This is a genomic window from Rhizobium changzhiense (assembly GCF_013087625.1).
Lineage (GTDB): Bacteria > Pseudomonadota > Alphaproteobacteria > Rhizobiales > Rhizobiaceae > Rhizobium > Rhizobium sophorae.
Genome location: NZ_JABFCQ010000005.1, coordinates 43,925 through 70,573 on the forward strand (window position 1 = coordinate 43,925; position 26,649 = coordinate 70,573).

A 26,649-nucleotide genomic window follows, 5' to 3' on the forward strand; every position below is an offset into this window, starting at 1 on the left:
CTTACAGTCCCATTCCCAGAATCTTGCCGACGGTGAAGATATCCTTGTCGCCGCGGCCGGAGAGGTTCATCAGGATAATCTCGTCCTTGCCCATCGTCGGGGCGCGTTTGATCACCTCGGCAATCGCGTGCGAGGGCTCGAGCGCCGGGATGATGCCTTCGAGGCGGGTCAAGGTCTGGAAAGCCTCGAGCGCTTCATGATCCATGATCGGCACATAGTCGACGCGGCCGGTATCGTTCAGCCAGGAGTGTTCGGGGCCGATACCGGGATAATCGAGGCCGGCCGAAATCGAATGGCCTTCCTTGATCTGACCGTCACTATCCTGCAGCAGATAGGTGCGGTTGCCGTGCAGCACGCCCGGCGAACCGGCGGTGATCGAGGCGCAGTGTTCGTCGCCCTGCAGACCCTTGCCGCCGGCTTCGACGCCGACGATCTTGACCGAGGGGTCATCCAGGAAAGGATGGAAAATGCCGATGGCGTTGGAGCCGCCGCCGACGGCAGCGATGACGAGATCCGGAAGACGGCCTTCGGCAGCCAGGATCTGCTCTTTCGCTTCGATGCCGATCACCGACTGGAAATCGCGGACCATCTCCGGATAAGGATGCGGACCCGCTGCCGTTCCGATCAGATAATAGGTATCCTCGACATTGGTGACCCAGTCGCGAAGCGCCTCGTTCATAGCGTCCTTCAGGGTGCCGCTGCCTGCGGTGACCGGTTTGACCTCCGCGCCAAGCAGCTTCATGCGGAAAACGTTCGGCGCCTGACGCTCGACGTCGGTGGCGCCCATATAGACGACGCAGGGAAGCCCAAAGCGGGCGGCAACGGTTGCGGAGGCGACGCCGTGCTGACCGGCACCGGTTTCGGCGATGATGCGGGTCTTGCCCATGCGCTTGGCGAGCAGGATCTGGCCGATGCAATTGTTGATCTTGTGCGAGCCGGTATGATTCAGCTCCTCGCGCTTGAAATAGATCTTCGCGCCGCCGAGTTCGGCCGTCAGCCGCTCAGCAAAATAGAGCGGGCTCGGGCGGCCGATATAATGCGCGCCGAGATGCTTCAATTCGGCCTGGAATGCCGGATCGTTCTTTGCCCGGTTCCACTCGTCCTGCAGGTCGAGGATCAGCGGCATAAGAGTTTCGGCCACGAAACGACCGCCATAAATGCCGAAACGGCCATCCTCATCGGGGCCGGAACGGAAGGAATTCGGTTTAGGCGTCTCGTTCACTCTCAACTCCCTGAGGCCATGACAGGCGCATTCGCCTTTTCGACCGCATCGAAAAATTCATCGATCTTCACGACGCTCTTCACACCAGGCACAGTTTCGACTCCCGAGGAGACGTCGATACCCGGTGCCTTGGTTATGAAAAGCGCTTCTGCGACATTGTCCTTGTTCAGCCCGCCCGAAAGCATGTAGTCGACGCTGCCGTCAAGCCAGCTGAGAAGGCTCCAATCGAAGGAAATACCGTTGCCGCCAGGCAGTTCCGAGCCCTTCGGCGGCTTCGCATCGAAGAGGAAACGGTCGGCGATGCCGATATAGGCCTCGACGCGCTTCAGGTCGTCTGCCGTGCGTATCGAAAAGACCTTCATCACAGGCAGACCATAGACCGCCTTTATGGTCAGCACGTGTTCGGGGCTCTCGTTGCCGTGAAGCTGGAGCATATCCGGCTTCAACAACGACACGATCTCGTCCAGTTCGTCATTGGTCGGATCGACGACGACGGCGACGATTTTCGCCTTGCCGCGCGCAGGTTCGGCAAGTTTTGCCGCCAGGTCCGGCTCTATATAGCGCGGGCTCTTTTCGAAGAAGATAAAACCGATATGGGTCGCGCCGCGTTTCAGCGCGCGATCGACAGCGTCAGGCGTCTTCAAGCCACAGATCTTGATATCCGGTCTCATGGCAGCGAAGTGACACGAAATGCGGAAAGAGTCGAGCCAATTTGCGACGAACGCTGAATTTAGCGCGGCTCTCGGCTAGAGCGCCGCGCGTCCAAAGGACGCGCTATCACTTTAAATCTGCGCATCATCCTTTGCGAAAAATCGATTCCGACTTTCAGGGTTATGCGCTAGTCGAAATCGATGGCATGCAACTGGCTGCCATGCCGTTTGAGCCAGGACTTCGCCTCCTCCATACCTGGGCAAAGCTTACGGCAGAGAGCCCAGAAGTGCGGGCCGTGGTTCATTTCCTTGAGATGGGCGACCTCATGGGCGGCGAGATAATCGATCACCGAAGGCGGCGCCATGACGATACGCCAGGAAAAACTCAGATTTCCCTCCGACGAGCACGAGCCCCAGCGGCTTCGGGTATCCTTCATCGAGATCGAACGGATCGGCGCTCGGATCGTTGCGGCATGCATCGTCGCCAGTCTTGCGAGATCGGCGCGCGCCTCCTTCTTGAGAAAGGCCGCAATGCGTCGTCCGACATGTTCCGGCATGCCGCTGACGCGCAGCACCGGCCTGCCGTCTACGGAAACCGCCTCCGTCAGCCCGCGCAAGCTGCCGCTATGCTGGATGCGGTGGGAAACGCCGCGAAGGAGGATTTCGCCGCCGTCACGCAGGCCGGCATCGGTCGAAAACTTGGCAAGCTTGGTGAGCAGCCAACCCTGGTGACGATCAAGGAAAGCATTGACCTCGCGCGCCGCAAGGCCTTTGGGCACCGTCATCTTCAAGGCGCGACCGCCCGGCTCGATGCGCAGCGTGATGCGTGTCGCCCGGTCATGCTGCTTGATCGTCAGCGGCATGAGCCGGCCGGCAACGTCGAGCGTCCGCATTTCGGGCGGAGCCGGCTTTCGCGCCTTCGACCTTGTTTTCAGAAGCGAGAACATGCGTGTTTTCTATACGATTCGCCGGCAAATCTAAATGATCGCCGGAAGGGCAGGCATGGAAAAACCGGCATCGGGAGATGCCGGTCATCAATTCATCGTTCAGGCGTTTACGGCGTCTGATATTCAGCGACCGGGCCGTTGTCATCGCGCTTGGCGTTCCTGCGGTCACGCATGAAGCGGTCGAACTCTTCCTGGTCCTTGGCGCGGCGAAGTTCGCGCATGTAAGCGTCGAATTCCTCGCGCATTTCGTCGAGCTTGCGGCGCTCTTCCTCGATCCGGTCGATCTCGGCCTTGCGCCAGTCGTCGAAGGCGACGTTGCCGGTCGAGAAGTGCGGGCGGTGACGGCCATGCGGGCGGCGGCAGGAGGCAAAGAAGCCATCGGTCGCCTGGTTGACGTCACGCTTGAAGCCGCGCAGACGGTCGCCGAAGATGATGTAGGCAAGCATGGCAAGACCCAGAGGCCAGAAAACCATGAAGCCGAGAATCATCAGGGCAATGGTAGCCGGAGTCCAATCCGGTCGAAGCAATGCTGACTGGTTCATCGTGCGGGTATCCCTCGCTTTCCGCGCCCGGCAGGATACCGAACGCTGAAATCGATGTGGTTACCGGAATAACCGCCTTCAAGACGATTGCCCGCGAAATCGGACAAGGCCTTGAATCCGTTTTGCTAATTCAGCTGCCTCTGAATCACGCCGAGCGGCCGCCTTTGATGACGCGCGGGACCGGAGGCTTAACGGCAGAACGGGAATGCTGGCGGACGAAATCGAGGATGCGCGGCGCGATCTCGCGGCGGAAACGCGAGCCGTTGAAAACACCATAATGGCCGACATCCGGCTGAAGATAGTGCAGGCGCATATCTTCGGGAATGTTCACGCAGATGGTCTGCGCCGCCTTTGTCTGACCGACCCCTGAGATATCGTCATTCTCCCCTTCGACGGTCAGCAGGGCCACGTTGCGAATTGCCGCCGGATCGACGCGTTTGCCGCGATGCATCAGTTCGCCTTTCGGCAGCGAATGCTTGATGAAGACCTCCTCCACCGTCTGCAGATAGAATTCGGCGGTCAGATCCATGACGGCGAGATATTCGTCGTAGAAATCGCGATGCTTTTCCGGCTCGCCGTCGTTCTTCACGAGATGCATGAAGAATTCCTTGTGCGCGACAACGTGGCGATCAAGATTCATCGACATGAAGCCCGAAAGCTGCAGGAATCCTGGATAGACCGGGCGCATGAAGCCCGGCTGCGGCCAAGGCACGTTCATGATGACATTGTCGGAGAACCACTGCAGCGACCGCTCCTGAGCGAGCTTATTGACCGCCGTCGGGTTGATGCGCGTGTCGATCGGGCCGCCCATCAGCGTCATCGACGCCGGCGAAAGCGGATCCCTGGCTTCTTCCATCACGGCAGCGGCTGCCAGGACGGGAACGGAAGGCTGACAGACGGCGATGACATGCGTGTCATGACCGAGGAAATGCAGCATCTCGATGACGTAGTCGACGTAATCGTCGAAATCGAACGTGCCTTCCGTCATCGGCACCATGCGGGCGTCGATCCAGTCTGTGATATAGACATCGGCACTCGGCAGCAGCGCTTCGACCGTGCCGCGCAGCAGCGTCGCATAGTGCCCGGACATCGGCGCGACGATCAGGATGCGCGGGTCGTTGCCGCGGGCGGCGGGCGGAACATTGCGGGCAAAATGCAGAAGATTGCAGAAGGGTCGCGACCAGACGACCTCTTCGCGGACAGACATTGTCTGGTCACCGATCGTCGTCTGCTTCAGTCCGAATTCGGGCTTGCCGTAGCGACGCGTCGTGCGTTCGAACATTTCGAGACTTGCTGCCATCGTCCGGCCAAACGGCGTGTGGGAGAACGGGTTCAGCGGATTGGCATAGGCAAATCGCATGATATCGGCCGCGGCGCGAAACGGCGCCATGGCAGCATGGTTCAATTCATAAAGCTGATAAAACATGGAAGGCGCCACCTTTCTCCATCGAAAAGATGACACCGATTGAGAGGCATCGACTCTTTTCGTAACGCGGGCACGTAACGCAGACTAACAGGTTTTTGTTGCACAGCAACATGGACGCACCAGACCCACACAAGAAATGCCGGAGAATTGACTCTCCGGCACCATTCTCGACTGGAAAACTTAAGTTTCTCAGCAGGAAGCGTCGTTAACGATCCGCTACAAAGGTCTGCTTCTGCGTGCCGAGACCTTCGATGCCGAGTTCGACCACGTCTCCCGCTTTGAGATAGCGCGGCGGCTTGAGGCCCATGCCGACGCCCGGAGGCGTGCCGGTCGAGATCACGTCACCGGGATGCAGCGACATGAACTGGCTGAGATAGGAGACGAGGAACGCAACCCCGTAAACCATCGTCTTCGATGAGCCGTTCTGCATCTTCTGGCCGTTGACCGTCAGCCACATGCCGAGGTTCTGCGGTTGCGGAATTTCATCCTTGGTCACGAGCCAGGGGCCGATCGGGCCAAAGGTGTCGCAGGATTTGCCCTTGGTCCATTGACCGGACCGCTCGGTCTGGAAAGCGCGCTCGGAGACGTCATTGGAGACGCAATAACCGGCGACATAATCCAGCGCTTCGGCTTCCGTCACATATTTGGCCGTTTTGCCGATGACGACGCCGAGCTCGACTTCCCAATCGGTCTTTTCCGAACCGCGGGGAATGACGACATTGTCGTTCGGCCCGACGATTGCGGATGTTGCTTTCATGAAGATGATCGGCTCGGGCGGCACCGTCGCACCGGTTTCGGCAGCATGATCCGAATAATTCAAGCCGATGCAGATAAACTTGCCAGTGCCCGCGACGCAGGCGCCGATGCGGCCGGGTGCGATTTCCGGAAGGCTCTTCGGATCGATCGCCGCTATCTTTGCAAGGCCGGCCGGTCCGATCGCTTCACCGCCGATATCGGCGACATGACCGGAAAGATCGCGGATCCTGCCATCGGCATCGAGAAGTGCTGGTTTTTCACTGCCTGCTTCGCCAACACGCATCAGCTTCATGGAATTCCTCCTCATCGAAACGAATTTGCAGCCACCTATGAACGAATTATTCATCGGTGTCATTACGGCTTTGCCAAGAAGCGGTACGGCTTTGCCGCGATTTGGGTGATTTTCTGCCGAAAACCGCCCGTATCTTTCGGCATCATGCTCTAAAAATTTCCGCCAGATCCGGGCCGGAGGGGACGATCTTCGTCGGATTGAGGCTTTCGATCGAATAGTAGCCGCGCTTGATATGATCGAGGTTGACCGTTTCACCGATGCCCGGCCAATCCAGCATGCGGCGGCAGAAGGCGCGCAGCTTGGCATAGTCGGAAAGCCGGCGGAGATTGCATTTGAAGATGCCGTGATAGGCGACGTCGAAGCGCACCAGCGTTACAAAAAGCCGGATATCGCTCTCGGTGGGATGATCGGCGAAGAGAAAGGACCGGCCCTCGAACTGCTGCTCGACCCAGTCGAGGCAGGAAAAGACATCGGCAAAGGCTTCTTCGTAGGCGACTTGCGTACTGGCGAAACCGGCGCGGTAGACGCCGTTGTTGAGGGCAGGATAGATGCGATCGTTGAAAGCATCGATCTCGGTGCGCCTCTCCGTCGGGTAAAGATCGATCGGATTTTTTGCCAGACCGCCGAAGCCGCTGTTCACCATACGTAGAATATCGGCGGATTCATTATTGACGATGGTCTTTTTCTGCTTGTCCCAGAGAACCGGCACGGTAGCCCGGCCGGTGAAATCCGGCGCCGCCCTGGTATAGATTTCATGCATATAGGTTACGCCGTTGACGTGATCCTCCGTCGCGCCGGGATAATCACCGAAGCGCCAGCCCTGCTTGCCCAGCAGCGGTTCGACGACCGAGACGGAGATGATGTCTTCCAGGCCCTTGAGCTTGCGGCCGATCAGGGTGCGCGAGGCCCAGGGGCAGATATAGGCGACATAGAGATGGTAACGGCCGGTGCTGGCTGCAAAGCCGCCTTCGCCCGTCGGCCCGACACTACCATCCGGGGTTACCCAATGGCGGAAACTCGAGGTCTGCCTGATGAAACCGCCCTTCTCGTCCTTGGCCTGAACGGGCTGCCAGTCTTCCGTCCATTTTCCGTTCACCAGCATCCGCAACTCCCGCAATCGATTGACTAATTGGTTCATTACGCTGCTTCGACGCCGGCGTGAGGCCGCTTTTATGAAGACAGTCTGTACACCCAAACTGCGACGATGCTGCGCTTGCCAAGCCGGTGAGACAGGAAATATGACTGCGCTACACAAGATGACGTGGAGTTCGAAATGCATCTCTCGAAGGCCGTCGTGCGGACCGAACATGCAAGCCGCTATCTGCAGCAGCTCTGCAAACACTGGAGCCACAAGTTCAGCGTCGATTTCAATCCCGTGAAGGGTCGGGTGCCGTTCAGCGATACGGCCGAGGTGACGTTTGCGGCCGACGATGCGGCACTGACCATGACACTTTCCGTCGCCGATCCCTCGCAACAGGAAAGGATGCAGCACGTCATCGACGATCATCTGAAGCGCTTCGCCTTCCGCGAAGAGCTCGACATCGTCTGGACGGACTGAGCCCAGCCCCGATCCAAATTCTCCGCCCCGAACCCCGGAACAAGCATGACGAAGAGCAATCACCGCGAATCCGACTATCCGATCGATCCGATGTTTCTCGACCGCTGGTCGCCGCGCGCCTTCACCGGCGAAATCATCGAGGAGGCGCGGTTGCTCAGCCTGCTCGACGCTGCCCATTGGGCGCCGTCTTCGGCCAACCACCAGCCCTGGCGCTTCATCTATACGCTCAAAGGTTCAGAGGAATGGGAGAAATTCGTCGCATTGCTCGTCGATTCCAACCAGGAATGGGCCAGAAACGCGTCGGCGCTGATTTTCGTCGTGTCGCGCGCCTTCACCGGGGCTGCCGGCTCGGCTGAGGAAAAGCCGAGCTACACCCATTCCTTCGATGCCGGTGCGGCATGGGGGCATCTGGCGATCCAGGCGCGCCTCTGTGGCCTTTACGCCCATGGCATGGGCGGCATCAAGCATGAAGAGATCAGGCAGGCTTTTACCATTCCCGAGGGATACCGGATCGAAGCAGGCGTCGCCATCGGCCGCCTGGCCGACAAGAGCGTTCTTTCCGAACGCAATCAGGCGCGCGAATTCCCCAGCCAGCGCAAGCCGCTCTCCGAGGTCGCCTTCAACGGTCGCTTCGTGGCGAATTGAGCGAAGCCTGAGGCCAAGCACATACCGGGCAAACGAAAGCCCCGCATCCTAAAGATAGCTGGGCCATTTATTTCTGAAATATCAATTAGATATCGAGGTTTGCAACGCTCAGCGCATTGTCCTGGATGAACTCGCGCCGCGGCTCGACTTCATCGCCCATCAGTCGAGCAAACAGGCCGTCGGCATCGGTGGCATCGTTGACCCTGACCTGCAGCAGCGAACGAACATTCGGATCGAGCGTCGTTTCCCAGAGCTGTTCGGCATTCATCTCGCCAAGACCCTTGTAGCGCTGCATGGTGAGGCCCTTGCGGCCGCTTGCGAAGATCGCGTCGAGCAGAGCGCGCGGGCCGGAGATTTCGACGTCGCCTTCGCGGCGATGCAGCGACGGCGGCGTCTGATAGATTTCCTTCAGCCGTGCCGTCAGCTGGTCGATATGACGGGCATCCGAGGAACCGATCAGCGCCATGTCGAGCACGACAATTTCCTTGACGCCGCGGACCATGCGCTCGAGGCGCAGACCGCCATCGGTTGTCACATCGCCCCGCCAGCCGCGCTCGGTTTCCTCGGCGATGATGTCGAGGCGTCCAGCCACTTCGTTTGCCAGCGCCAGCGCTCTAACCGGGTCGCTGGCGAGCTCGGCGTTGAGCGCTCCGGCAATCGCCGCTTGTTCGACGGCGGAACGATTGTAACGCGAATGGAGATTGTCGAGCAGCGCGCGCATGCGCAAAGCATCGAGGATAACCTCGCGCAGATCCTGACCAGCGCGAACCTCGCCGCTACCGAGCCTCAGGGAAGCATCTTCCAGGCCCTGGCTGATGAGATATTCTTCGAGCGCCTTCTCATCCTTCAGATACTGCACCGACTTGCCGCGCGAGACCTTATAGAGCGGCGGCTGGGCGATATAGAGATGACCGCGCTCGATCAGTTGCGGCATCTGGCGGAAGAAGAAGGTCAGCAGCAGGGTGCGGATATGGGCGCCGTCGACATCAGCGTCCGTCATGATGATGATCTTATGGTAGCGCAGCTTTTCGACATTGAACTCGTCCTTGCCGATGCCGGTACCGAGGGCGGTGATCAATGTGCCGATTTCCTGGCTCGACAGCATCTTGTCGAAACGGGCGCGTTCGACGTTCAGGATCTTGCCGCGCAGCGGCAGGATCGCCTGGTTCTCGCGCGAGCGGCCCTGCTTGGCCGAACCGCCGGCAGAATCGCCCTCGACGAGGAAGACTTCGGATTTTGTCGGATCACGCTCGGAGCAGTCGGCGAGCTTGCCCGGCAGCGAAGCGATATCGAGTGCGCCCTTGCGGCGGGTCAATTCGCGGGCCTTGCGGGCGGCTTCACGTGCGGCGGCGGCCTCGACGACCTTGCCGACGAGAATCTTGGCTTCGCTCGGATGTTCTTCGAACCAGGTGTTCAGCGCCTCGTTGACGAGACTTTCGACAACAGGACGGACTTCCGAGGAAACGAGCTTATCTTTGGTCTGCGAGGAGAATTTCGGGTCCGGCACCTTGACCGACAGAACCGCCGTCAGGCCTTCGCGGCAATCTTCGCCCTGTAGCGTCACCTTTTCCCTTTTGGTGATGCCGGAACTGTCGGCATAGGAAACGACCTGGCGCGTCAGCGCCGCGCGGAAACCGGCCATATGTGTGCCGCCGTCGCGCTGGGGGATGTTGTTGGTGAAGCAGAGTACGTTCTCGTGATAGCTGTCGTTCCACCACATCGCGACTTCGACGGTGATGCCGTCCTTTTCGCCGCGGATGGCAACCGGCTTGTCGACGAGCGACTTCTTGGCGCGGTCCAGATAAGCGACGAAAGCCTCGAGGCCGCCGTCATAACGCAGCTCTTCCTGCTTGATATCGGAATGACGCTTGTCGGTCAGCAGGATGCGGACGCCTGAATTCAGGAAGGCGAGTTCGCGAAGGCGATGCTCCAGCGTGCCGTAGTCGAACTCCGTCATGGTGAAGGTGTCGGTGCTCGGCATGAAGCTTACTTCCGTGCCGGTTTCATTCGGCGCGTCGCCTGTAACCTTCAGCGGAGCGTCGGCCACGCCATGGGTGAAGCTCATTTCATGGATCTTGTCGTGACGGCGGATCTTCAGCTTCAACCAGACGGATAGCGCGTTGACGACGGAGACGCCGACGCCGTGCAGGCCCCCGGAAACCTTGTAGGAATTCTGATCGAACTTACCGCCGGCATGAAGCTGCGTCATGATGACTTCGGCAGCCGACACGCCTTCGCCGGTGTGAATGTCCGTCGGGATGCCGCGACCATTGTCGGTCACGGTTACCGAACCATCCGGATTGAGAGTGACGGTGACGATGTCGGCATGGCCGGCAAGCGCTTCGTCGATCGCGTTGTCGACGACTTCATAGACCATGTGATGCAGGCCGGAGCCGTCGTCGGTATCGCCGATATACATGCCGGGGCGTTTGCGCACGGCATCGAGGCCCTTCAGAACCTTGATGGAATCTGCGCCATATTCGGTGCTTACGCCGTTTTCCGTCGCGGATGTATCGCTCATTCTGTCGAGATTTTCCCTGTTGTCGTAAAGCTGCGGCGCCTTGCGAATCACCGGCTTTCTTCACTCTCGTATATAGGTTTTTTGAACCCACTTCCCAATGGCAAGCCCCTAAAACAAGGCATAAAACAGGGGATTATGACGCTTTTCCGTCGCCTTTGCCGCCATTTTCGAGAAGAGCCGATAGCCGGCCTATCTCAGCGCTGTCAAGGTTGCGAATCCGCCGGGCCAGCCGGTTGGCAAATTCGGTATATTCGGGGGGCAGGCCGGAGGTGTCGATCACCACGCGCGGGTCCGAAGAGCGGGCGAGCAGGAACAGTTCCTCGGCCTCATCCCAGATGATGTTGAAATAGCCGGCGATGCGCTGCAGCAGGTCGAATGTCGGCAAACCACGCTTTCCATGTTCGAGCGCCGAGAGATAGGCGGGAGAAACATTCAGCGCTTCCGCCATCTCTTTCTGGGACACGCCCTTGCGCGCCCGCAACCTGCGAACTGCCTCTCCGAAGGGTGTCATGGCCTTTCCCCATGCCGTCGCGACAGGCGAATGTAGAGCGCGCCCTCACCGCCATGGTGCTGTGCGGCCGACTCATAGGAGGAGATCAGATAGCGGAATTCCGGCTTCGAGAACCAGAGAGGCACGGCCCGCTTCAGCGCGCCGTCGCTGCCCATGGAGCTGCCCTTGCCCGTGATCACAAGCACATGGCGCATGCCGCGCTCATGGGCGCGGATCAGGAAATCGAGAAGGATGGCATGGGCCTCGCTCTGCACCAGCCCGTGCAGGTCAATCCGCGCTTCGAGCGCCAGCCGGCCCTTGGCGATCTTCCGCTTGACCGGCTTTTCCAGCGGATGATGCACCCCGGCCGATGGCTTTGCCATTGACGGTACTGTCGGCTGCAGCGGCGTGGGCGTGGCGGGCGTCTGCTTTTCCTGTTCCCGTTCGGCCGCCGCTTCGGCTTCGGCAAGAAAAGCATCGAGTTCGGTCAACGCCCCCGCCTTGCCGGGCATCGGCCGCGTGCTGCGGGCGACCTTGCCCCAGAGGATTCTCTCATCCGCGCTCAGCTTGCGATCCCTGGCCATCAGTCGAATCTTCCGGCGGCGGCATTGGGAATGAGGATGGTGAAATCGGCGTCGTTGCGGACAGTGCCGGCACCTTCCCCGGCCATGTCCCCCGAGCCGGTGAAGATATCCCCCCGCGCCGGCCCGACGATCGCCGAGCCGGTATCGAGCGCCAGCATCAGCCGGCGGAACGGCCGGCCCTGGTCGAGATGGGTGAGGCTTTCGGCGCGAATGAAAAAGGGATAGCCGAAGGTATGGATCATCCGGTCGACCGCAAGCGAGCGCCCGGCGAGAAGCGGAACCTTGGCGGCCGCGATCGGACCGGCCTGCGAATCGGCAACCGGTGCATCACGGAAGAAAATATAAGAGCGGTTATGCCATAACACTTCATCGACGCGCTCGGGATTGCGCGCCAGCCAGGCACGGATCGCCTGCATCGAAATCTCCGCCCGATCGATCTCGCCGCGGTCGATGAGCAGCTTGCCGATCGCCGAGAAAGCATGGCCGGCCTTCGCGGCATAGGTGATGCGGCCGATACGACCATCCTCATAGCGCAGGCGGGCAGCACCTTGCACATGCACGAAGAAGACATCGACCTTCGACTTCGCCCAGGCGATCTCGAGGCCGCGGCCCTCGAGAAACCCCTGATCGATGGCGCAGCGGTCCGGATAGGCGGTGACACGGCCCTCATGCAGACGGCCGAAAGCATAGGCCTTGTCGAGCTCGGAGGGGCGATTGGCGTCGTCGAGATCGATCAGATCGTCCGGCCGCCGGTAGAAAGGAAAACGGAAAATTTCGTCCGGCCGCGCCGACACGTCGATATCAGGTTCGTAGAAGGCGGTGACGAAGCCGGAATTGCCGTCCTTGCGGCGAATCAGAAAGGGCCGACAGTGCGTCTCGAAAAAAGCGCGCGCCGACGCCGGCGATGACGGAGTGAAATCTTCGGCGTCGGCGAGAAGCGGAAGCAGGTCTTCCGAGCTCAAGCCCAGCGATCCGGTGCGGTACGGTTTGACATCGGTGATCTGCCGCCGGCAGCTTCGCATGACTTCAAAAAGGCCGGAGGGATCATCATCCTTCCAGCCTTCCAGAGTGTCGAAGCTTATGGCCTGCAGGACGAAGTCCGATGCGTGGTCACTCATGTTCCGATTCGGTCGCCACGAGTTTCCAGTTCGGATCGCGCGAGCGGGTGTCGCGGGCGAAGGTCCAGACGTCGTTGACCTCGGCGACGTTTTCGGCGTCGCCCTCGATCAGAACGTCGGCCTTGTCGTAGGTCGCCGATATCAGCTGGCTGGCAATGCGCACGGTGATCTGCGCTTCGCTGCCCTTCGTCTCCGCATGGGTGATTTCGGCCTTGTCTATGCCCACGAAAGTGGATTTCACCTTCTCGCCCCGGGCCTCGCGCTCGCCGATCGCCGCATCGAACCCGTCATAGACTTCGCGGGACAGCAAGTTCTTCAGCGTTTTCCGGTCGCCATCGGCATAGGCCATGACGATCATCTCGTAAGCCATGCGGGCGCCGTTCAGAAACTCCTTCGGGCTGAAGGCGGGATCGGCCTTGTTCAGCGCACGCAGCGATTCGTTGAGCGGCGTTCCGGGCGCCGCGAAAGCATCGATGGCGGCGAAGCGATCCTCATCCTCCGTCGTCGCATCGCGCCGCGGCAGCGTCACGACCTTACCGGCATCGGCGGCTTCGGCCGGAGCCGCATCCCGCGGCGTATAGAGATCGCGCGGCGGCTTCTCATTTCCTGTGCGGCGCCCGAGCACGGAGCGGAGCTGAAAGAAAATCAGCACAGCCGCCACCAGGAAAAATAATGTGATGAAGTCGTTCGAACTCATATCGTATCGCAGCCGCCGTTAACATCTCTGATTTGTACTCCCATATAGTCTGCCTATACAGATGATTCAAATGATGGCTGGCATCTTCGCCGGCGCAAAGAGGAGACCGGCGAGCCCGGGACATGACCGACATGCGTTTTTCGATCCTGCCAGCGTTCATTCTGCTGCTGCCGCTCGCCGAAATTGCCGGTTTCGTCGTCATCGGCCGGGCTATCGGATTGTGGCTGACGCTCGCGCTCGTGATGCTGGGTTTCGTTCTCGGCGTGATTCTGCTGCGCCGGCAGGGCATCGGTATTTTGCGCCGCATGTCGAGCGAAGGACGAAACGGGGTGATGCCGGGCCGCGACCTGCTGCGGCCGGCGATGAACGTCATCGCCTCGCTGCTCCTGATCATTCCCGGCTTCCTCACGGATATCATCGCGATCCTCATTCTCATTCCGCCGGTACGCGATCTCGTCTGGCGGGCAATCGCCAAACGCTTCGTCGTCGTCAATGCCAAGGGCGGCTCTTCTTCCGGTCCGCAACCCGATTTCCGCGACCGCAAGCCGAACTCGAAGGTGGTCGATCTCGACGAGGAGGACTATCATAGAGAGCCGGATCGCAACTCGCCGTGGTCCGGCAAGCATCTTGGCGATTGAGGCACTGCGGCTGATCAACCGGGCCAAGCGCTCAGGCCAAGCGCTCAGGGTTGTAAGCCCTTCCCTGAAATGTTAGATGGCGGCACCATTCCCATGCCCCTCGAGGAAAAGCCAATGGCAGACGATAACAACAGCAACGGTGCGGCCAACCCCACCCTTTCGATCCTTGCGCAATATACCAAGGATCTGTCCTTCGAAAATCCGGGTGCGCCGCGTTCGCTGCAGGCTCGCGACAAGGCGCCGACGATCAACATCAATGTGAACGTTAACGCCAACCCGCTTTCCGATACGGATTTCGATGTCGTGCTGTCGCTGAATGCCGAAGCCAAGGACGGCGACAAGACGGTTTTCCATGCCGAACTCACCTATGGCGGCGTTTTCCGCGTTGCCGGTTTCCCGCAGGAACACATGCTGCCGGTTCTCTTCATCGAGTGCCCGCGCATGCTCTTCCCCTTCGCCCGTCAGATCATCGCCGACGTCACCCGCAACGGCGGTTTCCCGCCGCTGATGATCGACCCGATCGACTTCACGCAAATGTTCGCTCAGCGCGTTGCCGAAGAACAGGCCCGCGCCAAGGTTCAGGCCGTTCCGAACTGACCGGCTCTTTTTTGTCTGAAATGCGGATGCCCGGGCTGGTCCCGGGCATTTTCAATTGAGGACGGTTTAATCGAGATTCGCGTATTTCGCCCAGACGCTTTTTTCACCGAGCTTGGCGACGAGCGCCTCATGCGCCTGCTCCTCGATTTGGCTGAGGCGCGGGGCGAGCGGCCGGGGCCGCTCGAGCACGGCAGCAATCACGACATCGTCTTCCATCGCCATGTCACCGCGAGCTGCCTGGTTGGATTTGCCGACCATGCCGAGGCCGAGGGCCGCCTGTCGGCCGCCGATCATCTCGATATAGACTTCGGCAAGCAGTTCGGAGTCGAGCAGCGCGCCGTGTTTGGTGCGGTGCGAATTATCGATGCCGTAGCGCCGGCAGAGCGCATCGAGCGAATTCGGTCCCATCGGGTGTTTGCGCCGCGCCATCGACAGCGTATCGAGCACCCTTTCCGGCAGGATTGGCGGCAAACCGATCCGCGCGAATTCCGCGTTGATGAAGCCCATATCGAAGGTGGCGTTATGGGCAATCCACTTCGCATCGCCGAAGAAGGTGAGGATTTGTTCGGCGACTTCCCCGAAAGGCTGCTTGTCCTTCAGGAATTCATCAGTAATGCCGTGCACGGCGAGCGCATCCGGATGAACCTTCTGATCTCCAGGATTGATGAAGATGTGGATCGTGTTGCCTGTGGGGAAATGATTGAAGAGCTCGATGCCGCCGATTTCGATAATGCGGTCGGCGCGGTTGTCGAGGCCGGTGGTTTCCGTATCGAAGATGATCTCACGCATTCCGGAAATCTCCCTTGGCAATCCGCGTTTTCAGGTCGGCGACGATCTCGAACACCCGTTCCCTCGTCGTCGAAATACTGTGACTGGTGTCGATCAGATAATCGGCCCGGCGCCGTTTTTCCGTGTCCGGCGTCTGGCGTGAGAGAATCATGTCGAATTTTTCCTCGGTCATGCCTTCGCGCGCAAGCACCCTTTGGCGCTGAATCTGTGGATCAGTGCTGACGACGACGATGACATCCACTCTTGCCTCGGCGCCGGTTTCGAAAAGCAATGGAATATCGAGCAATACCATGTCGGCGCCGGCGGCGCGTTGTCGCTTCAGAAATTCCGTCTCACGTTTGCGAACCAGCGGATGGACGATCGCTTCCAGGCGTTTGAAGCCGTCAGGATCAAGAGCGAGCTGGCGGCCGAGTTCACGCCGGTCGACTGCTCCATCCTTCATCGTGCCGGGGAAGGCGGCATTCACCAGGGGTGCAGCCTCGCCGGCATAGAGATCGTGGACCACGGCATCCGAATCGTTCACCGGGATTCCGGCATCTGCGAAGAGCTTTGCCGCCGTCGATTTTCCCATTCCGATGGAGCCGGTGAGACCGATCTTCAGCATCAGTGTGCTTCCATATCCGCGATGATGAGCGCGCGCAGCGCTGCATCGACGATGGGACGCTGGCCGAACCATTTTTCGAACCCGGGCACGGCCTGGTGCAAGAGCATCCCCAGACCATCGACGGTCGAAAATCCTTGCTCTTCCGCCTGCGTCAGGATCGGCGTCTTCAAGGGCACATAAACGATGTCGGTGACGACGGCATCGGCTGCCAGAGGCGAGAAATCGAGTTGCGGCGCCGCCTCGCCGTCCATGCCGAGCGAGGTGGTATTGATGAAGAGGCCGGCCCCTTTCATGACTTCGGCAAGCGCCCCGGCCGAATGGGCCTGGACACGCGGGCCAAAACGATCCGCGAGTTCACGCGCGCGTTCGACGGTGCGGTTGACGACGTGGATCTCCTTGAAACCACGATCACGGACTGCCTGGATGATCGCCCGGCTGGCGCCGCCGGCGCCAAAGACGACGGCCGTGCCATGCCGGTCCCAGCCGGGATGGCGTTCATCAAGATTGGCGATGAAACCACGACCGTCGGTATTCGTCGCGTGCAAAGCGCCATCCTCCAGCCAGAGCGTGTTGGCTGCACCGAGTTCGCGCGACAGCGCGTCCGGTTTGTCGGCGAGGCGGAACGCCAACTCCTTGTGAGGAATGGTGACATTGCCTCCGGTAAAGCCGGAACTGCCATCCTTCAACGAGTGAATGAAATCGGCAAAGGCCTCGGGTGGCACTTCATGAGCGCAGTAGCTGCCTGGCAGGCCAAGCGTCTTCAGCCAATATCCGTGGATCAGTGGTGAGCGCGAATGCTTGATGGGAAAGCCGGTGACAAACGCTTTCGGCCCCAATGTTTCACGTGAATCACCCATCGATTGCTCCGAGTTCTCGCAGTTTTTTTAAGAGCGGCAGCATCGGCAGGCCGAGAATGGTGAAATAGTCACCCTCGATCTTTTCGAAGAGCTGGATGCCCTCCCCCTCCAATTGATAGGCGCCGACACTGGAAAGCGCCCGTTCGCCAACCCGCGCCAGATGTCTGGCGATGAACTCCACCGTCAGCGGCCGCATCGTCAATTCCGCATGCGCAAGATGTTCCCACAAGACCACGCCGTCGCTGACGATCGCGACGGCGCTGTTCAATCGATGGGTTACGCCCGAAAGTGCTTGAAGATGGCTAGCCGCGTCGGCCAGGTCCTTCGGCTTATGGAAGACGCTGTCGCCGAGCGACATCGTTTGATCCGAACCGATGACCAGGCTTTCCGGAAAACGGCTGCTGACTTCCTCGGCCTTGGCCCTGGCCAGGACGAGGGCCACGGCATCAGGCTTGGCGCCGGCTTTTTCCAGCGGCGCTTCGACGGCCCGTTCATCGATCCTTGCGGCATGCGCCTCGAAGGATAGACCGGCATTTTCCATCAGCATCCGGCGAAAGGGGCTCGACGATGCAAGGATGAGTTTCGGCGTCATGGGTTCCTCGGCGTGCCGGCTTTTCGTCAGCGCTTAGCGCAGCTTCGGCCGCAGGGCAACGATTGCCGCGGCTGTTTCCTCGATTGAGCGGCGGGTGACGTCGATCAGCGGCCAGTTATGACGGGCGCAAAGAGAGCGGGCATATTTCAGCTCCTCCGAAATCGCGGCGCGATCGGTGTAGTGTTCGCGATCGAAACCCTGCGTCACCCCGAGCACCCGGTTTTCCCGCACCTGGGAAATACGGTCGGTGGTGGCGATCAGGCAGACGATCAGCGGTTTGCTCGCAACGAAGAGGCTCTCCGGCAATGGCACGCCATAGACGATCGGAATGTTCGCCGTCTTGATGCCTCGGTTGGCGAGGTAGATGCTGGTCGGTGTTTTCGACGTACGGCTGATGCCGATGATCACCACATCGGCGTCGTTGTAGTCATCGGGCATCTGACCGTCGTCATGATCCATGGTGAAATTCAGCGCTTCGATGCGCGCGAAGTAGCCGGCATTCATCACGTGCTGGGCCCCGACACGACGGCGCGATGGGGCGCCGAGATAGATCTGGAAGGCATTCATCACCGGCTCCAGCACATTCACCGAAGCGACGCCCATCTCGATGCAGCGCTCATCGATCAGGCTTGCAAGCTCCCGGTCGACAATGGTGTAGAGCACGATACCGGGGGCGTCATCGATCGCCTGCAGAACCGGCAGCAGCTGCTTGCGATTGCGGATCAGCGGATAGACATGTTCGATCGGCTGCGCCGATCTGAACTGCGCCGACGCGGCGCGCCCGGCGGAGATCAGAGTCTCTCCCGTTGAGTCAGAAATCAGATGCAGATGAAAGAAGTTCGTTCTGTTCTCCACGCTATTTTCCGCTGCCTGTTGAAAAGACTGGATGAAACAGAGCTACGGCGGCGAGGCAGTCTCCGGCAAGGGAAAACATGCCTCCTTATCCACATTTCGGATTCTGCGGATCGGTTTCGATTGGCCCTGTGGACGATGGGGAAGAGATCTATTTCTTGAGAGCTGGTCCACAGCCTATCCACAGCGATGAGAAAAATTGCCGATCCGGAAGGATTTGGAATCATTTTCGGATTCGGCTTCTCCCCGAGATTCGGACGAGATCGACAAATCCGTCCGATGTTCTTTTGTGGGCGCGCGACGAATGGCATCGGCGGTGGATGGATTTTAATCCTTGATAGTCACCGACTCTAAGAAATAGAAACCTTTTAAAATATCTTTGTTTTTTTATAGGGAAGAAGCGCTTGAGCGATACGCGCCGAAAGATCATGAGGGTTTTGAGTGGCGAGAGCCTCTCCCCTCCTCCTCTCTGGCTGATGAGACAGGCAGGACGTTATCTCCCGGAATATCGGGAGACACGGGCAAAGGCAGGGAGTTTTCTCGATCTCTGCTACACGCCTGACCACGCCGTCGAAGTGACATTGCAGCCGATCCGCCGCTATGGCTTCGATGCTGCGATTCTGTTTTCCGATATCCTGGTCATTCCAGACGCAATGAAGCGGAATGTCCGGTTCACCGAGGGCTATGGCCCGGAGATGGATCCGATCGATGAAGCCGGTATCAGCAGTTTGAACGGCGAAGAGGTTGTCGATTATCTCCGGCCGGTTCTGGAGACGGTGCGGCGGCTGCGCGAGGAGTTGCCAGTCGAGACGACGCTGCTCGGCTTCTGCGGTGCGCCATGGACGGTTGCGACCTACATGATCGCCGGTCACGGCACGCCGGATCAGGCCCCTGCCCGTCTCTTCGCCTACAAGCATCCCCGCGCTTTCGAGCATCTGCTGATGCTGCTTGCCGACGTATCGGCCGATTATCTCGTTGCCCAGATCGATGCCGGCGCCGACGCCGTGCAGATCTTCGATTCCTGGGCAGGTGTTCTCGGCGAGAAGGAGTTCGAGGCGTTTGCGATCAGGCCGGTTGCGCGGATGATTGCTTCCGTCAAATCGCGACGGCCGCATGCTCGCATCATCGCTTTTGCCAAAGGCGCCGGCTATCAGCTCAAGACCTATCGCCAGAAGACGGGTGCTGATGCAATCGGTCTCGACTGGTCGGTCCCGCTGGCCTTTGCAGCCGAACTTCAGAAAGATGGACCGGTTCAGGGCAACCTCGATCCGATGCGGGTCGTTGCCGGCGGCCGGGCGCTGGAGGAAGGCATCGACGATATTCTGCAGCATCTCGGCAATGGTCCGCTGATCTTCAATCTCGGTCACGGCATTACACCGCAGGCCGATCCAGAGCATGTGCGTCTGCTGGTGGATCGCGTGCGAGGCGGAGCGTGACGATGGAAAAACAGACCGATCGGAGATCTGGCGCCTACGCCCGGCGCCGGGCTCATTTTGCGCTGGCCTTCTTTGCGCTGATGGCGGTCGGACTTTTTGCCTGGAACCCCGATAATCTCTATCTCTGGATCAAGGCGCTGCACATCATCGCGGTCATTTCCTGGATGGCCGGGCTGTTTTATATGCCGAGGCTGTTCATCTATCACACCGATGCGGAGCCCGGCTCGGTGCAGTCGGAAACCTTCAAGGTGATGGAGCGCCGGCTGCTTCGGATCATCATGACGCCGGCGATGATGTTGACGTGGATTTTTGGTCTCTATCTCGCCTGGTCGGTTTATGGATTCCAGGGCGGCTGGCTGCATGCCAAGATCGGTCTCGTCGTGTTGCTGACCGGTGTTCACATGTTCTTCAGCCGCGCTGTCAGGGCCTTCGAGCGGGATGAAAACCGCCGCTCGGCGCGCTATTGGCGGTTCATGAACGAAGCTCCGACAGTGCTGATGATCCTGATCGTCATCCTCGTCGTGGTGAAGCCGTTCTGAGGAAAATCGTCCTCAGGTTAAATTTGCTTCATTTTAAGCAGCCCTCTTGCGGCAGCGATTGCGAGTCGCTATTTTCCGCGCATCTCATCTACGTGGCATGTGTGTAGAGTTCAGTCGTCTGCGAGCCCTTTCGCGGTACCGAATACGACCCAACATCGCCTTTCCCCTTTGAAATTGAAAAGAGTATTGGTCACTTCATGGCTGAAATGAAGCTTCAGGAACTTAAGAGTAAATCCCCGACGGATCTGCTGGCATTTGCCGAATCGCTCGAGGTCGAGAATGCAAGCACGATGCGCAAGCAGGAGCTGATGTTTGCGATCCTCAAGATGCTTGCCAGCCAGGATGTCGAAATCATCGGTGAAGGCGTCGTCGAAGTGCTGCAGGACGGTTTCGGCTTCCTGCGTTCGGCCAATGCAAATTACCTGCCGGGCCCGGACGATATTTATATCTCCCCATCGCAGATCCGCCGTTTCTCGTTGAAAACCGGCGATACGGTCGAGGGCCCTATCCGGGGGCCGAAGGAAGGCGAGCGCTATTTCGCGCTGCTCAAGGTCAACACCATCAATTTCGACGATCCGGAAAAGATTCGTCACAAGGTTCATTTCGACAATCTGACGCCGCTCTATCCGAACGAGCGCTTCAAGATGGAACTGGATATTCCCACCACCAAGGATCTGTCGCCGCGTGTGATCGATCTGGTGGCGCCGCTCGGCAAGGGCCAGCGTGGATTGATCGTCGCACCACCGCGTACCGGTAAAACCGTGTTGCTGCAGAACATCGCGCATTCGATCACCGCCAATCATCCGGAGTGCTATCTGATCGTCCTGCTGATCGATGAACGCCCCGAAGAAGTGACCGACATGCAGCGCTCGGTTCGCGGCGAGGTTATCTCCTCGACCTTCGACGAACCGGCCGTGCGTCACGTGCAGGTCGCCGAGATGGTCATCGAGAAGGCCAAGCGCCTTGTCGAACACGGCCGCGACGTTGTCATTCTGCTCGATTCGATCACTCGCCTGGGCCGTGCCTATAACACGGTCGTTCCCTCGTCAGGCAAGGTCCTGACCGGCGGTGTGGACGCCAACGCTCTGCAGCGGCCGAAGCGCTTCTTCGGCGCTGCGCGTAACATCGAGGAAGGCGGCTCTCTGACGATCATCGCGACGGCGCTGATCGATACCGGCAGCCGCATGGACGAAGTCATCTTCGAAGAATTCAAGGGTACCGGCAACTCGGAAATCGTCCTCGACCGCAAGGTCGCCGACAAGCGTATCTTCCCGGCGATGGATATCCTGAAGTCGGGCACACGCAAGGAAGATCTTCTCGTTCCACGCCAGGATTTGCAGAAGATCTTCGTGCTCCGCCGCATCCTGGCTCCGATGGGCACGACCGATGCGATCGAATTCCTTATCGACAAGCTCAAGCAGACGAAGAACAATTCCGACTTCTTCGATTCGATGAATACCTGATCCTTAGCCGGATTCAACTTCCAGAAGCTGGAGGCATCGTCACGGTGTCGCCAGCTTTTCTATTTGAGAGGAATCGATTTCGATTCCAACCGATGAACCAGGCGATATGGCCATGTTGAATGATACCATATATGCGCTATCGAGCGGTGCCCTGCCTTCGGGTGTTTCAGTCGTTCGAATCAGCGGCCCGCTGACCAGAGACCTATTGGTGAAGCTGGTCGGATCCGTTCCGGCAGCCCGGCATGCGTCTTACCGAACGATTCGGACTCGTAACAATCAACCGATCGACTCCGGCCTGGTGCTGTTTTTCCCGGCTCCGAATTCGTTTACCGGCGAGGATGTTGCCGAGCTGCAGATCCATGGCAGCAGAGCCGTGCTGGCGGCGCTGTTTCACGCGCTTGGCGACATTCCGGGTGTTCGGATGGCAGTCGAGGGTGAGTTCTCGCGTCGGGCTTTCGAGAACGGTAAACTTGATCTGGTCGAAGTTGAGGGGCTGGCCGATCTCATTGGCGCCGAGACCGAAATGCAGCGGCGCCTTGCAGTCGAACATAGCGCAGGCGGGCTATCCGCAATTTACGATTCGTGGGCGGAACGATTGACGCGTGCCCGGGCGCTAATTGAGGCGGAGCTTGATTTCCCCGACGAGGATGACGTTCCAGGGTCGGCATCGGATATGGTTTGGGCCGATATGGCGAAGCTTCGCAGCGGTATCCGGGATCACCTAGCGGCAGCTTCTGCCGGCGAGATTATCCGAGACGGCTTCAAGGTGGTCATCGCCGGCGCTCCGAATGCTGGAAAATCGAGCCTGTTGAACGCCTTAGCGCGTCGAGACGTCGCCATCGTCACGGAGATCGCCGGAACCACCCGCGACGTCCTGCAGGTTGATCTCGACATCGATGGTTACCTGATCAGGCTCTATGACACTGCGGGTCTTCGCGAGGCGGATGACAGGGTCGAAATGGAAGGTGTGCGGCGCGCGCGCGTAGCACTGCGTGATGCCGATCTTGTCCTGTTGCTGGTCGACATGACGAAACCTCTGATTCCCGACGACTTGGAGCAGTCCTCTTCGCATGTTACTGTCGGGACAAAGAAGGATCTGACCGAAATCGCTTCGGGCCGGTATGATCTGCAGATTTCGACCGCGACGGGCGACGGTCTGCCGGAACTTCGGCGGTTGATCGGCGACATCGTCGCGAGACGTTTTGCCGGTCTTTCTATGGCAATTCCCAGCCGGCAGCGGCATAAGGATTCGCTAGCGAAATGTTTAGCGGCGCTTGATGCGGCCATATCGCAGCCAGATGTCGATCTTGAACTGCGGACCGAGCAGCTGCGAATTGCAGCGGAGTATTTGGGCAGAATTACCGGACGAGTGGATGTCGAACAACTGCTCGGGGTAATCTTCTCCGAATTTTGTATTGGCAAATGATTCACGTGAAACCTTTAGGGCTAAGGCCCCTGCACGGTTTCACGTGAAACGTCTGCCGGATGTGGAGTCTTGAATGACTGATAATGTGTTCGATGTGATTGTGATCGGTGGCGGCCATGCGGGGTCGGAGGCTGCCAGCGCAGCTGCGCGCCTCGGGGCAAAAACCGCTCTGATTACGCATAGGCGGAACACGATCGGGGTGATGTCCTGTAATCCGGCGATTGGCGGGCTGGGCAAGGGCCATCTTGTTCGGGAGATCGATGCGATGGATGGCCTGATGGGTCGCGTCGCCGATGTTGCCGGCATTCAATTCAGGATGCTCAACAAGAAGAAAGGTGCAGCTGTCCGAGGACCGCGGACGCAGGCGGATCGAAAGCTTTATCGCCTGGCAATGCTGGCGGCGATCGAAGCGACGCCGGACCTAGATATCATCGAAGGCGATGCCTTTGACCTAGACGTTGTCGATGGTTGCGTCGCTGGCGTGATTATGAAGGACGGTCGGACCCTGAAAGCGCCGGCGGTGGTTTTGACCACGGGAACCTTTCTGCGCGGTCTTATTCATATTGGGTCGGAAAAGACACCGGCCGGGCGTGTCGGCGAGGCGCCGTCGGTCGGACTGTCTGCGACCCTCGCCCGGCTGGGACTGCGGCTGGGACGTCTGAAGACCGGCACACCCGCCCGACTGGACGGAAAGACGATCGACTGGCAATCCATCGGTCGACAGGGAGCTGACGAGGAGCTTGTCCCCTTTTCCTTTATGACAGATACGATTACTACGCCACAGATCGAATGCGGGGTCACCAGGACGACCGAAGCAACCCACCGCATCATTGTCGACAACATCATGCGCTCGGCAATGTATTCCGGGCAGATCGAAGGCGTCGGGCCTCGTTATTGCCCGTCGATCGAAGACAAGCTGGTGAAATTCGGAGAGCGGGATGGACATCAGGTCTTTCTCGAACCCGAGGGACTGGACGATGACACGGTTTATCCGAACGGGATTTCTACCTCCTTGCCGGCGGAGGTACAGGCCGACTTCATCAAAACGATTCCCGGCCTTGAAACGGCAAGAATACTGCAACCGGGCTATGCGATCGAATATGATCATGTCGATCCCAGAGAGCTCACTCCGTCGCTGGAGGTTAAACGGCTGAGAGGCCTGTTTCTTGCCGGCCAGATCAATGGCACCACCGGATATGAAGAGGCCGCCGCGCAGGGGTTGGCAGCCGGGCTGAATGCCGCATTGCGAAGCAGCGATTCGGATCCGTTCCATTTCAGCCGAACGAGTTCCTATATCGGTGTCATGATCGACGATCTCACGTCGCGAGGCGTTACGGAGCCGTATCGAATGTTTACCTCGCGCGCGGAGTATCGGCTGACTTTGCGGGCTGACAACGCCGATATGCGCTTGACGCCGCTGGCCATGCGGCTTGGCTGCGTCAGTGACGCGCGAGTGCAGCGATTCACAACCTATCAAGCAGAGATCGAAAGCGGTCGAGCGCTGTTGCAGTCGCTGGCGGTTACCCCGAATGAGGCGCGCCGCGCTGGCTTGAATATCAATCTCGATGGGCAGCGCCGAACAGCGTATGATTTATTGTCCTATCCGAGTTATGACTTCGCCGCGCTCCGGCATGTTTGGCCGGAGAAGCTCGGCATGGTTGGACGGAAGGTCGCGGAAGCGCTGGAAATCGAGGCGGGGTATTCGGTTTATCTAGATCGGCAGGCCGCGGCGATTGCCGATCAGCAACGCGACGAGGAGCGACAGATACCGCTTGATTTCAACTATGACGCACTGGCCGGTCTCTCGAACGAGCTGAAGCTCAAGCTCAGCGCTGCTCGTCCTTTCAATATTGCCCAGGCTGCAATCGTTGAAGGGATGACGCCTGCGGCAATCGCATTGCTGCTCGTGCACTTGCGTCGACTATCCTCTGCCGAGCGCATAGCGCTTGATTACAAGATTTGAGAGTCTTTCAGAATGGAATTAAACGGTTTGCGTGTTTCACGTGAAACACAGGAACGGCTGGAACACTTTGCAGCGCTGTTTCAGAAGTGGGCAAAAGCAATCAATCTGGTGGCGCCGTCGACACTCGATGATCTCTGGCACCGGCACATCGCTGACAGCAGCCAGATCTTTCAGATTCATCCTCAACCGATTATTTGGGCGGACCTCGGCAGTGGTGGCGGCTTTCCAGGTGTTATTACGGCGATTTTTCTGGCCGAGCTGCAAGGTGGGTGGGTCCATCTGGTCGAAAGCAACCACAAAAAGGCAGCGTTTCTGCGGACAGCGCTGCGGGAGACAAATGCGCGCGGCAGCGTCCATAGCATTCGAATCGAAGATGCTTATACGGAGGTTGGCGAATGTGGTGCGATTTCAGCGCGTGCCCTTGCGGATCTTGAGGCGCTCATCGGTTATTCATCCCCCTGGATGCTTGGCAAGGAAAATTGTCGTGGCTTCTTTCATAAAGGCCGGGATTATCTCAGGGAAATTGACAAAGCACGTGGTCGGTGGGAATTCGATCTGTTAGAACATAAGAGCGCCGTCGAGCAGGAATCTGTTATTCTGGAAATATCAAATCTCCGGCGCTTGGTTTAACAGATCGGATATTGCGGCAATGGCTGGCGAACGACATCGGATTATCACCATCGCAAATCAGAAGGGTGGCGTTGGTAAGACCACCACAGCAATCAATCTGGCAACGGCGCTTGCTGCTATAGGCGAGCGCGTCTTGATCGTCGATCTCGACCCGCAGGGCAATGCCAGCACTGGCCTCGGTATCGATCGTCGTGATCGCAAGCTGTCCTCCTACGACCTTATGGTCGGTGATCGGGGGATCCCCGAAGTGACTCTCGAAACAGCGGTTCCTAATCTGTTTATCGTCCCCTCGACGATGGATCTGCTCGGCATCGAGATGGAAATCTCGCAGCAGAGCGATCGGGTGTTTAAATTGCGGAAGGCGCTGTCTTCGCCCGAAGCCATGGCGTTTTCTTACATTCTTCTGGATTGCCCGCCGTCGTTCAATCTGCTGACGATGAATGCCATGGCGGCAGCGCATTCGGTCCTGGTGCCGCTGCAATGTGAATTCTTTGCCCTGGAAGGGCTGAGTCAGCTGCTTGAGACGGTCAGCCAGGTGCGCCGGACAGTTAACCCGCGTCTGGATATTCAGGGTATCGTCTTGACGATGTTCGATGCGCGCAACAATCTTGCCCAGCAGGTTGTCAATGACGTGCGTACGCATCTCGGGGACAAGGTTTACCACACGTTAATTCCGCGCAACGTCCGGGTTTCCGAAGCTCCGTCCTACGGTAAGCCGGCTATTCTCTATGACTTGAAGTGCGCGGGCAGTCAGGCCTATCTGCAACTGGCCTCCGAGGTCATTCAGCGAGAACGCCAAAGACTGGCCGCGTGAT

28 protein-coding genes are annotated in these 26,649 nt (G+C 59.0%); 11 read left to right on the forward strand and 17 right to left on the reverse strand.

Features of this window, described 5'->3' with window-relative positions; translation table 11 throughout:
* Position 1: 1 nt before the first annotated feature.
* From trpB to G9X68_RS23160, 7 genes are all read right to left on the reverse strand, one after another.
* Positions 2-1,222: a tryptophan synthase subunit beta gene (trpB, locus tag G9X68_RS23130; protein ID WP_171604397.1), complete on the reverse strand. Its 1,221-nt coding sequence runs from the start codon at positions 1,220-1,222 to the stop codon at positions 2-4.
* A 2-nt stretch (positions 1,223-1,224) separates the two neighbouring features.
* Positions 1,225-1,893, reverse strand: a complete 669-nt coding sequence (locus G9X68_RS23135) for a phosphoribosylanthranilate isomerase (protein ID WP_171604398.1) — start codon at positions 1,891-1,893, stop codon at positions 1,225-1,227.
* Positions 1,894-2,060: 167 nt separating this feature from the next.
* Positions 2,061-2,819: a M48 family metallopeptidase gene (locus G9X68_RS23140; protein ID WP_171604399.1), complete on the reverse strand. Its 759-nt coding sequence runs from the start codon at positions 2,817-2,819 to the stop codon at positions 2,061-2,063.
* 107 nt (positions 2,820-2,926) lie between these two features.
* Positions 2,927-3,361, reverse strand: coding sequence for a DUF2852 domain-containing protein (locus G9X68_RS23145; protein ID WP_164015576.1), 435 nt, complete (start codon positions 3,359-3,361; stop codon positions 2,927-2,929).
* 145 nt (positions 3,362-3,506) lie between these two features.
* On the reverse strand, positions 3,507-4,787 hold the full coding sequence (locus G9X68_RS23150) for a polyhydroxyalkanoate depolymerase (RefSeq protein WP_171604400.1): 1,281 nt from the start codon (positions 4,785-4,787) through the stop codon (positions 3,507-3,509).
* 205 nt (positions 4,788-4,992) lie between these two features.
* Positions 4,993-5,835 (reverse strand): fumarylacetoacetate hydrolase family protein, encoded by an 843-nt coding sequence (locus G9X68_RS23155; RefSeq protein ID WP_171604401.1) that lies wholly within the window; start codon positions 5,833-5,835, stop codon positions 4,993-4,995.
* A 142-nt stretch (positions 5,836-5,977) separates the two neighbouring features.
* The gene (locus G9X68_RS23160; RefSeq protein WP_171604402.1) at positions 5,978-6,937 is read right to left on the reverse strand and encodes a glutathione S-transferase family protein; all 960 of its coding nucleotides are present in this window, start codon (positions 6,935-6,937) and stop codon (positions 5,978-5,980) included.
* A 171-nt stretch (positions 6,938-7,108) separates the two neighbouring features.
* Here G9X68_RS23160 and G9X68_RS23165 point away from each other — a divergent pair, with 171 nt between their 5' ends.
* Positions 7,109-7,393 carry a DUF2218 domain-containing protein gene (locus tag G9X68_RS23165; RefSeq protein ID WP_171604403.1) on the forward strand — a complete coding sequence of 95 codons (285 nt, stop codon included), beginning with the start codon at positions 7,109-7,111 and terminating at the stop codon, positions 7,391-7,393.
* A gap of 45 nt (positions 7,394-7,438) precedes the next feature.
* Positions 7,439-8,038, forward strand: coding sequence for a nitroreductase family protein (locus G9X68_RS23170; RefSeq protein ID WP_171604404.1), 600 nt, complete (start codon positions 7,439-7,441; stop codon positions 8,036-8,038).
* Positions 8,039-8,123: 85 nt separating this feature from the next.
* Here G9X68_RS23170 and gyrB read toward each other — a convergent pair whose 3' ends face one another.
* From gyrB to G9X68_RS23195, 5 genes are all read right to left on the reverse strand, one after another.
* Complete coding sequence (gyrB, locus tag G9X68_RS23175; protein ID WP_171604405.1) at positions 8,124-10,559, reverse strand: DNA topoisomerase (ATP-hydrolyzing) subunit B; 2,436 nt, start codon at positions 10,557-10,559, stop codon at positions 8,124-8,126.
* A 133-nt stretch (positions 10,560-10,692) separates the two neighbouring features.
* Positions 10,693-11,070, reverse strand: coding sequence for a helix-turn-helix domain-containing protein (locus G9X68_RS23180; protein ID WP_003544097.1), 378 nt, complete (start codon positions 11,068-11,070; stop codon positions 10,693-10,695).
* Positions 11,067-11,633, reverse strand: coding sequence for a Smr/MutS family protein (locus G9X68_RS23185; protein ID WP_171604406.1), 567 nt, complete (start codon positions 11,631-11,633; stop codon positions 11,067-11,069). Before G9X68_RS23185 ends, G9X68_RS23180 begins: the two co-directional genes overlap by 4 nt.
* Positions 11,633-12,751, reverse strand: coding sequence for a murein transglycosylase A (gene mltA, locus G9X68_RS23190; protein ID WP_171604407.1), 1,119 nt, complete (start codon positions 12,749-12,751; stop codon positions 11,633-11,635). The genes G9X68_RS23185 and mltA overlap by 1 nt, the downstream gene beginning before the upstream one ends.
* On the reverse strand, positions 12,744-13,448 hold the full coding sequence (locus tag G9X68_RS23195; protein ID WP_003544090.1) for a Tim44/TimA family putative adaptor protein: 705 nt from the start codon (positions 13,446-13,448) through the stop codon (positions 12,744-12,746). Before G9X68_RS23195 ends, mltA begins: the two co-directional genes overlap by 8 nt.
* Positions 13,449-13,579: 131 nt before the next feature.
* Here G9X68_RS23195 and G9X68_RS23200 point away from each other — a divergent pair, with 131 nt between their 5' ends.
* Complete coding sequence (locus tag G9X68_RS23200) at positions 13,580-14,086, forward strand: FxsA family protein (protein WP_342355381.1); 507 nt, start codon at positions 13,580-13,582, stop codon at positions 14,084-14,086.
* A gap of 114 nt (positions 14,087-14,200) precedes the next feature.
* Positions 14,201-14,683, forward strand: a complete 483-nt coding sequence (secB, locus tag G9X68_RS23205) for a protein-export chaperone SecB (protein ID WP_003544086.1) — start codon at positions 14,201-14,203, stop codon at positions 14,681-14,683.
* A 66-nt stretch (positions 14,684-14,749) separates the two neighbouring features.
* Here secB and dnaQ read toward each other — a convergent pair whose 3' ends face one another.
* The 5 genes from dnaQ to G9X68_RS23230 are packed head-to-tail and all read right to left on the reverse strand — an operon-like array spanning position 14,750 to position 18,380.
* The gene (dnaQ, locus tag G9X68_RS23210; RefSeq protein WP_171604409.1) at positions 14,750-15,472 is read right to left on the reverse strand and encodes a DNA polymerase III subunit epsilon; all 723 of its coding nucleotides are present in this window, start codon (positions 15,470-15,472) and stop codon (positions 14,750-14,752) included.
* Positions 15,465-16,076: a dephospho-CoA kinase gene (gene coaE, locus G9X68_RS23215; RefSeq protein WP_171604410.1), complete on the reverse strand. Its 612-nt coding sequence runs from the start codon at positions 16,074-16,076 to the stop codon at positions 15,465-15,467. The genes dnaQ and coaE overlap by 8 nt, the downstream gene beginning before the upstream one ends.
* Positions 16,076-16,933, reverse strand: coding sequence for a shikimate dehydrogenase (locus tag G9X68_RS23220; protein WP_171604411.1), 858 nt, complete (start codon positions 16,931-16,933; stop codon positions 16,076-16,078). The genes coaE and G9X68_RS23220 overlap by 1 nt, the downstream gene beginning before the upstream one ends.
* Entirely contained in the window at positions 16,926-17,525 is a 600-nt protein-coding gene (locus G9X68_RS23225; RefSeq protein WP_171604412.1) for a Maf-like protein, read from the reverse strand. The genes G9X68_RS23220 and G9X68_RS23225 overlap by 8 nt, the downstream gene beginning before the upstream one ends.
* Positions 17,526-17,558: 33 nt before the next feature.
* On the reverse strand, positions 17,559-18,380 hold the full coding sequence (locus tag G9X68_RS23230; RefSeq protein WP_011649834.1) for a pyruvate, water dikinase regulatory protein: 822 nt from the start codon (positions 18,378-18,380) through the stop codon (positions 17,559-17,561).
* A 401-nt stretch (positions 18,381-18,781) separates the two neighbouring features.
* Between G9X68_RS23230 and hemE the strand changes: the two genes are divergently transcribed.
* The 7 genes from hemE (at position 18,782) to G9X68_RS23265 (ending at position 26,648) form a co-directional block, all read left to right on the forward strand.
* Positions 18,782-19,813 (forward strand): uroporphyrinogen decarboxylase, encoded by a 1,032-nt coding sequence (gene hemE / locus G9X68_RS23235; RefSeq protein ID WP_171604413.1) that lies wholly within the window; start codon positions 18,782-18,784, stop codon positions 19,811-19,813.
* Positions 19,814-19,815: 2 nt separating this feature from the next.
* Positions 19,816-20,352, forward strand: a complete 537-nt coding sequence (gene hemJ, locus G9X68_RS23240) for a protoporphyrinogen oxidase HemJ (protein ID WP_131708583.1) — start codon at positions 19,816-19,818, stop codon at positions 20,350-20,352.
* Between the two features lie 197 nt (positions 20,353-20,549).
* A complete protein-coding gene (gene rho, locus G9X68_RS23245; protein WP_011654069.1) occupies positions 20,550-21,815 on the forward strand; it encodes a transcription termination factor Rho in 1,266 nt (421 codons plus the stop codon).
* A gap of 106 nt (positions 21,816-21,921) precedes the next feature.
* Positions 21,922-23,241, forward strand: coding sequence for a tRNA uridine-5-carboxymethylaminomethyl(34) synthesis GTPase MnmE (gene mnmE, locus G9X68_RS23250; protein ID WP_171604414.1), 1,320 nt, complete (start codon positions 21,922-21,924; stop codon positions 23,239-23,241).
* Between the two features lie 73 nt (positions 23,242-23,314).
* Positions 23,315-25,204 carry a tRNA uridine-5-carboxymethylaminomethyl(34) synthesis enzyme MnmG gene (mnmG, locus tag G9X68_RS23255; protein ID WP_171604415.1) on the forward strand — a complete coding sequence of 630 codons (1,890 nt, stop codon included), beginning with the start codon at positions 23,315-23,317 and terminating at the stop codon, positions 25,202-25,204.
* A 12-nt stretch (positions 25,205-25,216) separates the two neighbouring features.
* Positions 25,217-25,834: a 16S rRNA (guanine(527)-N(7))-methyltransferase RsmG gene (rsmG, locus tag G9X68_RS23260; RefSeq protein ID WP_171604416.1), complete on the forward strand. Its 618-nt coding sequence runs from the start codon at positions 25,217-25,219 to the stop codon at positions 25,832-25,834.
* A 19-nt stretch (positions 25,835-25,853) separates the two neighbouring features.
* Positions 25,854-26,648 carry a ParA family protein gene (locus G9X68_RS23265; RefSeq protein WP_011654065.1) on the forward strand — a complete coding sequence of 265 codons (795 nt, stop codon included), beginning with the start codon at positions 25,854-25,856 and terminating at the stop codon, positions 26,646-26,648.
* The last annotated feature ends 1 nt before the right edge of the window (position 26,649 follow it).